11 protein-coding genes are annotated in these 12,576 nt (G+C 66.3%); 5 read left to right on the top strand and 6 right to left on the bottom strand.

Annotated features, from left to right (window positions below; genetic code table 11):
• Window positions 1-128 precede the first annotated feature (128 nt).
• Window positions 129-911 (top strand): lysozyme inhibitor LprI family protein, encoded by a 783-nt coding sequence (locus HWY37_RS08580; RefSeq protein ID WP_176088364.1) that lies wholly within the window; start codon window positions 129-131, stop codon window positions 909-911.
• Between the two features lie 646 nt (window positions 912-1,557).
• Complete coding sequence (locus tag HWY37_RS08585) at window positions 1,558-2,283, top strand: NAD(P)-dependent oxidoreductase (RefSeq protein ID WP_176088365.1); 726 nt, start codon at window positions 1,558-1,560, stop codon at window positions 2,281-2,283.
• Window positions 2,284-2,331: 48 nt separating this feature from the next.
• On the opposite strand, the gene HWY37_RS08590 is transcribed toward HWY37_RS08585, so the two are convergent.
• Window positions 2,332-4,071 (bottom strand): NAD(P)H dependent flavin oxidoreductase family protein, encoded by a 1,740-nt coding sequence (locus tag HWY37_RS08590; RefSeq protein ID WP_176088366.1) that lies wholly within the window; start codon window positions 4,069-4,071, stop codon window positions 2,332-2,334.
• Window positions 4,072-4,161: 90 nt separating this feature from the next.
• Between HWY37_RS08590 and pdxR the strand changes: the two genes are divergently transcribed.
• Window positions 4,162-6,207 carry a MocR-like pyridoxine biosynthesis transcription factor PdxR gene (gene pdxR, locus HWY37_RS08595; protein ID WP_176088367.1) on the top strand — a complete coding sequence of 682 codons (2,046 nt, stop codon included), beginning with the start codon at window positions 4,162-4,164 and terminating at the stop codon, window positions 6,205-6,207.
• Complete coding sequence (locus HWY37_RS08600) at window positions 6,204-6,620, top strand: VOC family protein (protein WP_176088368.1); 417 nt, start codon at window positions 6,204-6,206, stop codon at window positions 6,618-6,620. The genes pdxR and HWY37_RS08600 overlap by 4 nt, the downstream gene beginning before the upstream one ends.
• Before the next feature lie 28 nt (window positions 6,621-6,648).
• On the opposite strand, the gene HWY37_RS08605 is transcribed toward HWY37_RS08600, so the two are convergent.
• From HWY37_RS08605 to HWY37_RS08625, 5 genes are all read right to left on the bottom strand, one after another.
• On the bottom strand, window positions 6,649-7,080 hold the full coding sequence (locus HWY37_RS08605; protein WP_176088369.1) for a VOC family protein: 432 nt from the start codon (window positions 7,078-7,080) through the stop codon (window positions 6,649-6,651).
• A gap of 26 nt (window positions 7,081-7,106) precedes the next feature.
• Window positions 7,107-7,445 carry a hypothetical protein gene (locus tag HWY37_RS08610; protein WP_176088370.1) on the bottom strand — a complete coding sequence of 113 codons (339 nt, stop codon included), beginning with the start codon at window positions 7,443-7,445 and terminating at the stop codon, window positions 7,107-7,109.
• A 45-nt stretch (window positions 7,446-7,490) separates the two neighbouring features.
• Window positions 7,491-9,368 carry a M48 family metallopeptidase gene (locus HWY37_RS08615; protein WP_176088371.1) on the bottom strand — a complete coding sequence of 626 codons (1,878 nt, stop codon included), beginning with the start codon at window positions 9,366-9,368 and terminating at the stop codon, window positions 7,491-7,493.
• 2 nt (window positions 9,369-9,370) lie between these two features.
• Window positions 9,371-11,380, bottom strand: a complete 2,010-nt coding sequence (locus HWY37_RS08620) for a DUF4034 domain-containing protein (protein ID WP_176088372.1) — start codon at window positions 11,378-11,380, stop codon at window positions 9,371-9,373.
• Between the two features lie 156 nt (window positions 11,381-11,536).
• Window positions 11,537-12,013, bottom strand: coding sequence for a hypothetical protein (locus HWY37_RS08625; RefSeq protein WP_246302228.1), 477 nt, complete (start codon window positions 12,011-12,013; stop codon window positions 11,537-11,539).
• A 174-nt stretch (window positions 12,014-12,187) separates the two neighbouring features.
• Here HWY37_RS08625 and HWY37_RS08630 point away from each other — a divergent pair, with 174 nt between their 5' ends.
• Complete coding sequence (locus HWY37_RS08630; RefSeq protein WP_176088373.1) at window positions 12,188-12,571, top strand: hypothetical protein; 384 nt, start codon at window positions 12,188-12,190, stop codon at window positions 12,569-12,571.
• Window positions 12,572-12,576 lie beyond the last annotated feature (5 nt).

Here is a 12,576-nt window from a genome sequence, read left to right on the forward strand (position 1 = left end):
AGAGAAAACTCAATCAACCGCGCGAACATCAGAAAATGCTAACCGCGAGACAAACCAAAGCGGCATACGTCGCAACAATTGCCGCAGCGATATTTGCTGGAATCCAACTGTGGCCCTCGCTAGTCAGTATGAACAGGATTGAGCCTCCGGCCCCAACATCGAATACGGCGGTTGCCCCGGGCGGTGTGGCCATTGCAGGCGCGTCACTTGCGTCTGCGGCGACGGGACCGGGTTTTACTCAGGTCACCATCAACAATGGCGACCCTGCTGCCTTTGCTGCCATCAAATCGGAAATTGAAGGCCACGAGCGACAAAAGCAGCTGGCTCAAAGTCTGGAAGCGAAGCTGGCTGAAGCGGAGCGATCCTTGCGCGTATGGCAGTTTTGGTACTTTCGCAGTGCGCATCCCGACTCCGTCGAAATGCTGCGGGACCTTGCAGAGCTGAAGAATTTCAGAATTAGTAAGGAAAGCTTCAAGCAACGGTGGGCCGCAAGGTTTGCGTCCAATGAAATCAGAAACGCATACATCGACGACATCATCATCCAATACGGATGGGTGATTGAGAAAGATGGTCTCTTGTCCGTGTCAGAGAACGGATATGGTCTTTTGGAAAAATCTGGAATTTCTATCACTCCATATTCGAAGCAAGTCAAGCCAAGTTTTGATTGCAACAAGGCGACGAAGTGGTACGAAGAGCTCATTTGTTCAGATGCTGAGCTAGCTTCTCTGGACTTCGAAATGTATAGGTTGTTGGGCGTACATCGGTCTCAGTCGAACAATAATAGAAGGCCCCTCAATCCTTCACAGGCAGACTGGCGCAACAAGGTTCGCAATATCTGTCCTGACCGCGCATGTCTCGTTCAGAGCTACACCACTCGGATTGAGCTGTTGAACCAAGCAACAGCCTTATAGCTGCATCACTTTTCTTCCCCAGATTCTCATATGCACACGCATAGTCCCATACAGAGCGTTGGCGAGTTATTGACTTCGAGGCCCCGAACCATTCCGGAAGGCGCTGGTGTCTATGCGTTTTGGTGGATAGGTTGTCGCGATACCCTGCTAGCCGCAAATCGAACGGTCATCCTTCGGGGGCCCAAAGGGGTTCTCTTCCCCGTTGAGTACCGAGATTGGTGGCCGGAGGAACTTCCGTATCCGTGCCTTTACGTTGGTAAGAGCACAACCTTGCGAAAGCGCTTTGGACTTCATATCAAGCAAAAGAGCGTTGGTCGTCTTCATGATCCGCATCCGGATCATCACAAGGCCGTGCCCAAAACCACGTCCTGCCAACTGCGGTGGGGAATTGAACACATTTTCCCAAATGAGCCCAATCCTCTGAAAATTATTACTAGTTCAGTGGGTTTCTCCTACCGCTCTGACTTTCTCGAGAACGCCGTTGCCGAGAGGTTCTTTGAGGAGGATCGAATGGTGGGGGCGTGGCGACCTTGGTTCAATATAGATTCTGAGCGCTAAAGAGTGGTCGATGCGAGTAGCGTGGTCGCGCGTTTCGGCTTGTTGCGATATGAGTTCATAGTTAATGTTGATATGCGGCGGGGCGGCGATGACAGCGCTGGTGGTCGGTGCAAGCGGAGCAACGGGACGGCTGCTCGTCAGGCAATTGCTCGACCGCGGTCTGTCCGTCCGCGCCATCCTGCGGTCGTCTGATGCCTTGGCGGAGCTGGCCGGCGATGCCCGGCTGTCATTCGTACACGCCAGCGTTCTGGACCTGAGCGACGCCGATCTGGCCCGCTACGCCAGCGGCTGCACGGCGGTGCTGTCCTGCCTGGGCCACAACATGACCCTGAAAGGCATGTATGGCGCGCCTCGCCGGCTGGTGACGGACGCGACCCGCCGGCTGTGCGCGGCGATACGGGCCAACCGGCCGCATGCGTCGGTCAGATTCGTGCTCATGAACACCGCGGGCAACAGCAACCGCGACCTGGCCGAACCGGTTTCGTTCGGCCAGAAATGCGTGGTCGGACTGGTGCGCCACCTGCTGCCGCCGCATGCCGACAACGAACAGGCGTCCGACTATCTGCGCACCGAGGTGGGCCAGGTCGACGGCATGATCGAGTGGTCCGTGGTCCGGCCCGACAGCCTGCGCGATGGCGGCGCGGCCACGGCCTATGAAACGTATCCTTCGCCCTCCCGCAGCGCGATCTTCAATGCCGGCGCAACCAGCCGCATCAACGTGGCGCACTTCATGGCCGAACTGGCCACCGACGCGGCCGCGTGGAGCCGCTGGAAAGGGCAGATGCCGGTGATCTACGACCAGGGCATGGCGTAGGTACTTGCGTATCGAGCCGCAGCCTCGGCGCAGCGGCACCTCCTCATCTCAGCGCAGCAGCACATCCTCATAGAACGCGCCCATCGGCAGCCGGGCGTCGCGCACCTGGATCTCCAGCACCCAGATGCCGTCGGCGGGCACGAAGTCCGCCTGCGCCAGCAGATGCCTGCCGTACAGCGCGTGCGGAAAATCCGAGACCCGATGCCCGGGGATTTCCCGCACCAGCTCGCACCCATGGTCGCGCGCATGGCAGGACGCGCGGTCGTAGAGGGCGGCGCCAGTCAAGCCTTCCAGCCAGTCCAGGCGCGTGCAGCGGAAGACCTCGCGCGCGGCTGCGGCGCAGCGCTGGCGGTCCGCGTCCGCGCCCAGCACGAAGGTGTCGCCGTAATCGCCTTCGTGGCCGTCCCAGACCGGGCCGATGTCCAGCACGAAGATGTCTTCTTCCCGCAGCTTGCGGTCGTAGTCGGTGGGCTGGATGGGCGGCGATTGCGAGTCCGGACCGAAACGCACGTAGGTCGGGTGCCAGTTGTGGGACGCGCCCATCTGGCGCAGGTGCCCGTCAGCCAGGGCGATGGCTTCGCGCGTTGTCATGCCGGGCCGTATCAGCGCCCCGATCTCCCGCACCGCCTGCATGGAACGGCGGCGCGCGTCCAGGATGCCTTCCAGGGTGTAGCGGGGACTGATGCGTTCCCAGGGATGCGCCGGACTTGGCGGCGGTCCGCCAGCCGCAGCGCCGGCCGCGGGGTGGAAGGCTTCGGCCCGATACCGGTCTTGCGGCAAGCCGGCAGCCAGCAGCCGCGCCCGGGCGGCGCTCACCATTGCCGGGTTGCCGCAGGCATAGACCAGGCTGCGCGACCAGTCATGGCCCGCCGCGACGGCCGCGTCCTGCACGTGCCGGTTGGCGGGACGGCGCGGGGGGCCGTCGCCGGCCCGTGCGCCATCGGCTTCAGGAGCCGAGTCCTGCGACAGCACCGCATGCCATTGGAAGCCCTCTCCCTTGTTCTGCAAGGCATTCAGCATCCGGCCGGCATAGCAATCGTGCGCCGTCCGGCCGCCCCAGTACAGCGTCACGCTCTTGAGCGCGCGGCTTTGCAGCGCGGCCATGAGGATGGGCGCGACGCCCGCGTAGCCCGTGCCGGTGGCCAGCAGGATCAGGTGATCCACGTCTTCCATGTCCTGCGCGGACCAGATGCAGTCGCCCTGCGCGGCGTCCAGGGTCAGCGTGTCGCCGGGCATGAGGCCAGGCAGGATGCCATCGGTAAAGGCGCCGCCCGGCATGCGGCGGATGTGGAACTCCAGCCTTGCGGGGCCTGCCGAGCCCGGTACATTCGCGATTGAGAAGTTGCGCCGCGCGCCGCCGTCCAGGATCAGCCGGGCATGCTGGCCGGGCAGGTAGTCATAGGCCGGCCCGTCCTGCAATTCGACGATGAGCTGGGTGACGTCCGGCGCCAGCGGCGCACGCGATACCACGCTGGCGCGGCGCGGCGGCGCGGGCTGCTCGGGGGCGCTCCAGTGCGGGAAACGCAGCGTCAGGTCGCTGGCGGCGCGGCACTGGCACATCAGCAGCTCGTCGCTGGCGGTCTGGTAGCCGCCTGCCGCTGGCGGCGCAATGCGTTCGAAACGGCCTTCGACCACCACGGCGCGGCATGAGCCGCAGGCGCCGCGTTGACAGGAAAAGGGCACGGGCGCTTCCTGGGCCAGCGCCGCCTCCAGGATCGAAGTGGTGCCGTCGGTGACGAAGGGGCCGGTTTCCAGGGTGATGGTGTGGCGGGTAGCGGGGGTGTCCATGGACGCTTCCAGGAAATATGTCCCAGACGGGACGCAGGCAGCCAATCTATCGCTAGAATGGCTGCATAAAATAGAGCCATTTCTATCAATATGAGCAAGCCACTTTCCACCAAGAAGCCGGATGCCGGACGCCAGGAGGCCAGCCTGGACCTGCCGGTGGATGTCGCCCGCGCCGGGGAATCCAAGCAGTCCTGGGTCTACCGCGAGATCCGCGAACGCATCCTGCAAGGCGCGCTGCCCTCCGGGACGCGCCTGCCGTCCACGCGCAGCCTGGCCGGACGCTGGCACATCGCCCGCTCCACCGTCGAGGCCGCCTACGACCAACTGCGCGCGGAAGGCTATACCGCGGGCACGGTGGGCTCGGGCACTTATGTGGCGGCGGTGATTCCGGACAGCTATTTCCGGGCGGGAATGTCGGATGGGGAGGTTGCCCCGCCGAAGGCGCAAGCGTCCTCGGCTGTGCCGCCAGGAGGCGCGCCGCGAGCGGGCAAGACGCGGGCCGCGCCGGTTGCCGGTTCGCCGCAGGCCGCTACGCTCATGGCCGCGATCCTTACGCCGTCCCAACCCAATTCCCAGTTCTTCTCGCGCAGCGCAGACGCCGCGCTGTTTCCCATGGAGCGCTGGCGCAAGGGACTGCTGGCCAGCGCCCGCCGCGTCACGCCGGCGCAGCTTGCCAACGACGAGCCCCAGGGCTGGGGGCCGCTGCGCGAGCAGATCGCGCGTTATCTGGGCGCGGCGCGAGGCATACGCTGCGATCCCGACCAGGTCATCGTCCTGAGCGGCATCCGGGACGGCCTGGATCTCTGCGGTCATCTCCTGCTGCAATCGCAGGACCGGGTCCTGATCGAGGATCCGGGCTACCTCAACGCCGAGCCCATCTTCGGCCAGTACACCCGGCATATCGTCCCGCTGCCCATAGATGCGGAAGGCTTTCCCGTGGCGCAGGCCCGGCGCCAGCGCGGAGTCAAGCTCGTCCACGTCACGCCCGCCCACCAGTCGCCCACCGGCGCCACCATGCCGGTGTCGCGCCGCCTGGAACTGCTGGACTGGGCCGCGCAGAGCGGCTGCTGGATCGTCGAAGACGACTACGACAGCGAATTCAGCTACGACGGCGCGCCGCTGGCCGCCTTGAAAAGCCTGGACAGCGCCGACCGAGTCATCCATTGCGGCAGCTTCAACAAGACCCTGTATAACGCGCTGCGCATCGGCTATGCGGTCGTGCCCAAGGCGCTGGCGCCGGCCTTCGCGCAGGCGCGCCGCCGGGCCGGGCGCGCGCCCAGCATCATCGAGCAGATGACGCTGGCGGCGTTCCTGCAGGACGGCAGCTTCGCGCGCCACGTGCGCAAGGCGCGCGGCGTGTATGCGCGCAGGCGCGACGCGGCGCTGCGCGCCCTGCGGCAGGCGGTGGGGACGGAGGAACTGCGCGTCAGCGGCGAGCACGCCGGCTTCCATCTGCTGTGGTGGCTGCCGCCGGGCTGGGACGTGGCGCAGGTCGTGGCGGCGGCGCGGGCCGCCGGCGTGGGCATGCAGCCGGTGTCGGATTTTTGCCGCAAGGTGGACATGCCGCCTGGCGTGGTGGTGGGTTTCAGCGCGGTGGGCGAAGACGCGCTGCTAAAAATGGGACCGCTGTTGCTGCAGGCGGCGCCGGACCAGCAGGCCGCATTGCAGGACCCGGCGCTATTGCGCCGCCTGTTGCGCGTCAAGGACCGCATGGACTCGGCCTCGCACGAGGCCTGGCCAGTGGAGCGCCTGGCCGAGGCCAGCGGCATTTCCAAGGCGCATTTCGCGCACTCCTTCAAGCGCGCCTTCGGCCTGCCGCCGCACCGCTACCTGCTGACGCGGCGTATCGAGCAAAGCGTCGCCATGCTGCGCGACACGGAGCTCAGCATCACGGAAATCGCCTATGCCACGGGCTGGGAGAGCCTGGGCACCTACAGCCGCATCTTCCGCGACGTCACCGGCCTGAGTCCCAGCGCCATGCGCGCGCAGGCCAGGGCGGACATGCCGGTGCTGGACCGCATGCCCGGCTGCATCGTGAAGGCCGCGCAGCGGCCCGACCTCAACATCGCTGTTTTGGAGAAGCGCCGCCGCGCGGCCGACGGTAAATTTCCGCCATCAACCCAGGAGGTCTCATGAACCAAGGCATCAATGTGGCGGGCGTGTACGTGGACGATCAGGACGAGGCGCTGGCCTTCTACGTGGACAAGCTCGGATTCCGCGTCCATACGGACGTGCGCAACGGACCGTACCGCTGGCTGACCGTGCAGCATCCGGATCAGCCCTCGTTTCAGCTGGGCCTGTTCGCGCCCGGTCCGCCCATCCATGACGAGGCTACCGCGCAAACGCTGCGCGCCATGGTCGCCAAGGGGGCCATGCCGCCCCTGGTCCTGCACGTGGCGGATTGCCGTGAAAGCTACGCCCGGCTGCGGGCCCTGGGCGTGGAATTCACGCAGGAACCCATCGAACGCTATGGCAGCGTGGACGCGGGTTTCCGCGATCCGGCGGGCAATGGCTGGAAGATGATCCAGGCGCCGCGCGGCGCGGCCTGACATCCGGCCCCAGGCGCAGCGGGCGCAGTCAGTAGGTGATCCGCACCGAGGCCGCGCTGCGTACGGCGCCCGCGCGGGTGACGGCTTCGATATTGTTGCCGTCCGGATCCAGCACGAACGCGGCGTAGTAGCCTGGATGGTAGGCAAGACGCTCGCCCGGCGGGCCGTTGTCCCGGCCGCCGTGCGCCAGCGCCGCCTTGTAGAAGGCCTGCACCATGGCCTGGTCTTCCGCCTGGAACGCCAGGTGGATGCGGCCGGTCAGTTCGCCTTGGACTTCGGCGCTTCCGGCCGAGGAGATGAACAGTTCGTCGGTCCAGAAGTTCTTGTCGTCGGATCCGCCGATGGGAATCTTCAACGCATTGAAGACCGCGGTGTAGAACGCCTTGCTGGCGGGCAGGTCGCGCACGACCAATCCGATGTGGTCGATCAAACGGCCCTTGTGTCGTTCCTTTTGCGCCATGAATCGCTCCGTGCGGGGATTTTCATTCAGTCCTGTCCTGCCATGGCCCGCATGGGCTGGCAGGTCAGCTCTTTTTCTTCTTCTCCATACTCGTCCAGCATCTTGCGCGACTTGGTGTATGCGCGCAAATACGCCGCGTCGTAGGCCAGCGTCGATACGCCGGTCTCGCGCGCGGCCTTCTGCTTTCTCTGCTTCATGATGTCCAGCATCTGGGGGGTGAGAACGCCGCAATACTCCATGATGGCGTGGATCTGGGCCAAGGCCGTGGCGCTTTCCTCGTACTGTTGCGCCGAGGCGGTTCCGAATCCCAGCGACAGGGCGGCGGCAGCGATCCAGGCGGCGGGTTTGGTCACGAGACGGGGCATGCGGGGGGCTTCCATTGTGATTGCTACAGGCCGCATTTAACACGATTACGTCGCGCGCCTCAGGCGGCAGGCGTCCGTGCACTCGCCCGGCAGCGGGTCGCCGGCTTCCAGCAATATCGGTTCGATGTCCAGGCGGATGCGCGGCAGCAGCCGCGTCAACAGCATTTCGCAATCGCGCCGCAGGTAGCTCTGCTCTCCTGTCAGCTTGCCGACGGCGCGCGCCACGCCCGACTCCCGGGCCAATACCAGCAACGCCAGGCGGCCGCTGGCTGCGTCGCGCAGCAGCCAGACGCCAGTGGCAACATGCAGCAGCGGGTCCAGCGTGTCGGCCAGCCTGCGCAGTTCGCCGGCGCCGAGTCCGTGCGGCAGATAGCGGGGGGCAGCGTCGTCGGCCTGGGCCTGCCGCTCCAGCTGGTCCGCCTCCGCGCGCCAGGCTTGCGCCTGGGCGTCGTCGCCGCGCCGCAGCGCCGCCGCGGTCAGCTGGCGCAGGCAGGGCAGGCGTTGCGGGCCAGGCACGGCGGCGGCCTGGCGCCAGAGCGCCTCGGAGGCCGCCTCCAGTTGCCGGCGCTTGTCCAAGTCCCGGTCCGCCGCGCGGCGCAGCTGCAGCGCCGCCAGTTGGCACAGGGTCGGCAAGTGGCCGGGATGTTCCTGCAAGTTCTGCTCCAGCGTGACCGCTGCGCCGTCCGCATCGCCCATCAGGGTGTCGGCATACCAGGCCATGCGCGCCCGCTCGTCGGCCGACAGCGCGCGCAGGCGCTGCTTGCGCAGCAATTCATGATGGCCAGCGATGGCTTCGTCGCGTTCGTTGCGCGCCTCGCGCGCAAGCTGGGCGATGGCGTCGCGCTGGGATTCGTCCAGGGCGCGGGCCAGCGGCAGGCGTTGGAGACCGAGCCACAGGGCCGCCGCGCTCGGCGCAGCGCGGCGCCAGGGGACGGCATCCGTCGGCGCAGGTGCCGTGGCCAGCGCTTCCTGCTGGCCCGAGGCATTCAAGGCCGCCAGCCGGTCCGACAGCGAAGGATGCGTATCGTCGTCGGTCGTCGAGCGGCACAGGGCCTGATGCAGCCAGGCCTGCGCCTCGGCTTCGTCGCGGGGATATGGCAGCGGGGCATCGCCGGCCAGACAGGCATGGGGAGAGGGCGGCTGCGTTTCGGAAGCCTGCGCATACAGGTCCGGCCAGTGCTCGCGCAGGGCGCGCCCTTGCACGGACACGGCCATTAGCGCGTTCGCGGCGGCGGCCGCGCCGCAGGCGCGTGCCGACTGCGCGTCGGCCTCGTACTCACATTCCCGCGCGAAATCCAGGCTGGCCGCCAGGAAGCGCGGCACGTGCCAGTTCATGAAGAGGCGCAGCGGTCCGGTGGACAGGCCCTTGCGCCGGTCCAGCTGCCGAGCCGCTTCCTGCCATTGCAGCCGCGCGAAATACACCCGGCTGGCGTAACGCCCGTGGCTGCCGGCGATGTGCGCGCACTCGTGCGCCAGGATCGCCCGGCAGGATTCTGCCGACAGCATCTCCAGCAGCGGCTGTCCCAACCACAGCACGTTGCGCGTGCGGCCCAGCAGGCGCCGGTGCTGCCGGATGCTGGCGTTGAATTCGCCGTTCAGGTAGACGGCATCTAGCGCCGGCGCGCCCAACCGGGCACGCACCTGTTCGATCTCGCGGAACAGCTCAGGAGCGTCGGCCGCTTGCAGGCGGATGCCGTCCTCCGCGCCGGGCGGGCGTGCGGCAAAAGGCAGCCGCAGCATCGCCCAGCCCGCAAAAGGCAAGGGCAGGGCCAGCGCCGCGGCGGCCACGCCCAGCGCGCCCGGCAAGGCCGCGTACAGCCATGCCGGCGCGGTGCACAGCGCCAGGCCGGCGCCGGCCAGGGTGACGTCGCCCAGCAGCAGCCGGGCCGACAGCTTCAATCCCGACAGGCCGCGGCGCGCCATGATTACTGCGCGGCCGGCTTGGGCGGCAGGTCTTCGGCCGACACGCCGCCGCGGCCCAGATAGGCGCCGAACACCGTGCCTATGGTCTTGACCAGGCTGTGCGAATTCATCACCTGGGCCTGGATGTCCTCGATGTCCTCGTCGTCCGGTTGCAGGCGGCAGGCGTGCTGGGCCCATTCGATGGCGGCAAAGCGGTTCTTCTTGGCGCCGCGGCCGTGCGTGTAGGCCAGCGCGATCTCGGCGCTGGCGCGGCCGGCGCGCCAGTCGTCGTCTTCTTCCACCAGCGGGCGCAGATAGGCGCGCACGCCTTCCTGCTGTTCCTGTTCCGTGCCATGGTCGCGCAGCAGCACGCCGATGCGCAGTCGGGCCAGCGCTTCCGCGCGCGGCTCCTCGCGCGCGCCTTGCAGCAGCCACAGCACCTTGTCCAGGTTCTCGCGGCGCGAAAAGTCCATCTCGCCGTCGAAGATGTTGCGGTGGGCCATGTTGTACTTGGCCAGCGGCGAACCGTCTTCCACCGCGCGCTGCAACCACTGGTCGCGCACGGCGTCGTCCAGGTAGCTGTCGGGCGTGTTGTCGCGGAAGCCCCGGTGTATGTCGTACATGCTGCAAGCCGCGTCCGGCACGCGCCGGTCGGCCAGTTGGCGCGACAGGAAGTAGCCCTGCTCATGGTCGCCGCCGTCCCACAGCATCGCGGCCGCCGCCAGCACGTTGAAATCGTCATCCATCTGGTCCGCCGCCAGCACGGCGGCGCGGTCCAGCAACTGCTGCGCGCGCGCCGGATCCTGAGCAAAGCCCCAGCGGCCAAACTGGTGCGCCACCGCCGCCAGCGCCTGCGCCGTGGCCACCTGGTCCCAGCCGCACATGCGCTCCAGCACGCGCTTGAACGCGCCGTCGTCGTCCGGCTGGTGATGGATGATGCTCACGTGGGCGAAGCTGCGGAACGGCCCGTCCACCTGCGCGAAATACTCGTTCGGCCCGAACGCCGCCACGCTTTGGCCGTGCAGGGCGCGGGCGAGCGCCTGGTCTTGCAGCGAATAGCTGGCGAACTGCGCGTAATAGCCCAGGGCCATGCCGCGCTCCGTCGGCCGCAGCTCGCGCGCCAGGAACGAATCGAAAACGCGGCGGTATTCCTCCACGGCCTCGGCGTCGTCCGGTTCCGGATAGCTGTCCAGCGAGTCATAAATCCCGATCCAGCGGATCGCATTGCGCTGCGGCTCGGACAGCGCGGCGCACAGCGGGCCGCCGGCCATGCCGTCGATGTCCTCGTAGCTGCCGCCCCAGCGCGGTTGCAGGTATTGCGCGTAGGCCGTCAGCGCGCCCAGATGCCCGGGCCGCAGCTCCAGCGCCCGCAACAGCCAATAATCCTTGGCCTGTTCCACCTCGTGTTCGGCGCGCGGCGCCAGCCAGGCGGGCAGGGCTTGCGGCGCCTGCGCCAGCCGCGGCACGCCCACGGATGCCAGATGGGCCAGCGCCGCATCCATCAGGCCTTCTTCCTCGATATCGTCATGCGTCAAGGTCTCGGGCAGATTGCCCGCGTACAGCGCGCGCAGCCAGTACGGTTCCTTGAAATGCGCGGCCAGCTGCATCATCGTCACGCAGGCCGCAATCGGACGCGGCGAAAGCGCCATCGCTTGCAGCAAGGCGGCGGCGGAGCTTTCGCAAGCCAGCGCCGCGCCCAGCCAGCGGTCCTGGGTCACGCTGTCGGCCCAGCCATAACCGCGTATATCCGCGGCGCGGCCGTAGCAGAAATTACCCATCACCAGCTGTGCGTGATACGAGTCCGGGCAGGCGGCGATCCAGGCTTGCAGAAAATCGGAGGCGTCCTGGTACGGCACCGTCGAATAGTCGAACAGGGTCCCGGAATTGGCTGCCTCGAAGTAGGGCGCGCCAGGGTTTTCCGTGTCGGCCCAGTCTTGCTGTTCCAGATCGGCGTAGTAGGCGTCAAGCTGCGCGTAGGCGCGGGATTGAACCAGGGCGCGGACGTCGCGGCGGATGGCGGTGAGGGATTGCAAGAGGGCACCTGATGAAAAGGGCGGGATAGGCCCGTTGGCGGGAGCCGGCCAATGATGCCTCAGATGCGAGTCAGGATGAGCAATGAAAGCGACAAAACAAGAGCGTCAGTTTCTAAATGTATTTAAATGCTGCGGCGACGGCCAATAGCCAATAGCCTACAGACGCCAGGATGGAATTCGGTATTCGTACCACGCCTCCTCCAGCGTCTGATACCGCTGCAACCAAGGCGCAAGATGGTTCTCCGTATCCGCCGGCAAGGCCGACAGCCATTTCGCCAAGTCCTCCGCGTTGCAGATCTCCAGCACGGCGCCGCTACCCAGGGTGGGTTCCTGAACCAGGCCCTCGCCAGGCTTCAGATAGGCGCGGCGGTACAGGCGGCCTTTGTTCCAGATGTCGGGAGGGACGTAAACAGGCCATTCCTTTTCATACGGAAAGGACACGTAGACACCCAGCGAAACGCGTTGCGCGTTTTCAAACGCGTCCTTGTAGCGGATCAATTCCACGCCTTGCTGCAACTCGCCATACGCCTGCTGCAGGCAGCGCTTGCCCTTTTTCTTCCACCCGGCGAACGCTGGCTGCGCCCGCAGCAATTCCATGACGCCTTGCTCCAGGTCCGCGAGGGCTATCGGCATGCGAGCTCCCCGGGCGCCGCGGAAACGACGGCTGCGAAGTTCTGATCGGGATATCGGATGTCCATGGGTCGTCCTTGGCCTGGTTCCTCAAGCTGCAACGGTGCGCGCAGCGTTGCACGGTATCATGGCCGGGTTTTCACGGATCGACCTCCTTGATGGTCAGAAGGCCTTTCAATGAAAAAAAGCATCCTGCTTGCCTTGCTTTCCTCCGCTCTGCTGACAGCCTGCGGCCCCGACAAGCTGGTCGCCGACCTGCCTTCGCCCAGCGGCAAATACCACGTCGAAGTGCGCCAGTGCCCGCAACGCGGAACCCTGACCTGGGGCGAGCAGACGCAGGTTTCCGTGCTTGAAGCCGGCGTCTCGGAAAAGTGCAATGCCTTCATCTCGGCGCTGACGCAGTTCCAGTCGTCCTCGCCGGACGATCAGCTGCGGCTCGAATGGATATCCGACACGGAACTCAAGGCGTCGCATCCGGCGTACGCGAGCGGCAATGCGCCCACGGGCGCGACCCAGAAGCCGGGCAATCCGGTGCGGATCATTTTCGCGCCGGGAAAATGATCCCC

It is taken from the genome of Achromobacter anxifer (assembly GCF_903652925.1).
Taxonomy (GTDB): Bacteria; Pseudomonadota; Gammaproteobacteria; order Burkholderiales; family Burkholderiaceae_B; genus Achromobacter; species Achromobacter anxifer.

What these genes read in the sequence shown, in the direction of transcription:
- pdxR (WP_176088367.1), top strand. Translation starts at nt 4,162, where the DNA reads ATGAGCAAGCCACTTTCCACCAAGAAGCCGGATGCCGGACGCCAGGAG.
- HWY37_RS08600 (WP_176088368.1), top strand. Translation starts at nt 6,204, where the DNA reads ATGAACCAAGGCATCAATGTGGCGGGCGTGTACGTGGACGATCAGGAC.
- HWY37_RS08630 (WP_176088373.1), top strand. Translation starts at nt 12,188, where the DNA reads ATGAAAAAAAGCATCCTGCTTGCCTTGCTTTCCTCCGCTCTGCTGACA.
- HWY37_RS08615 (WP_176088371.1), bottom strand. Translation starts at nt 9,368, where the DNA reads ATGGCGCGCCGCGGCCTGTCGGGATTGAAGCTGTCGGCCCGGCTGCTG.
- HWY37_RS08605 (WP_176088369.1), bottom strand. Translation starts at nt 7,080, where the DNA reads ATGGCGCAAAAGGAACGACACAAGGGCCGTTTGATCGACCACATCGGA.
- HWY37_RS08590 (WP_176088366.1), bottom strand. Translation starts at nt 4,071, where the DNA reads ATGGACACCCCCGCTACCCGCCACACCATCACCCTGGAAACCGGCCCC.
- HWY37_RS08625 (WP_246302228.1), bottom strand. Translation starts at nt 12,013, where the DNA reads ATGCCGATAGCCCTCGCGGACCTGGAGCAAGGCGTCATGGAATTGCTG.
- HWY37_RS08580 (WP_176088364.1), top strand. Translation starts at nt 129, where the DNA reads ATGAACAGGATTGAGCCTCCGGCCCCAACATCGAATACGGCGGTTGCC.
- HWY37_RS08610 (WP_176088370.1), bottom strand. Translation starts at nt 7,445, where the DNA reads ATGCCCCGTCTCGTGACCAAACCCGCCGCCTGGATCGCTGCCGCCGCC.
- HWY37_RS08585 (WP_176088365.1), top strand. Translation starts at nt 1,558, where the DNA reads ATGACAGCGCTGGTGGTCGGTGCAAGCGGAGCAACGGGACGGCTGCTC.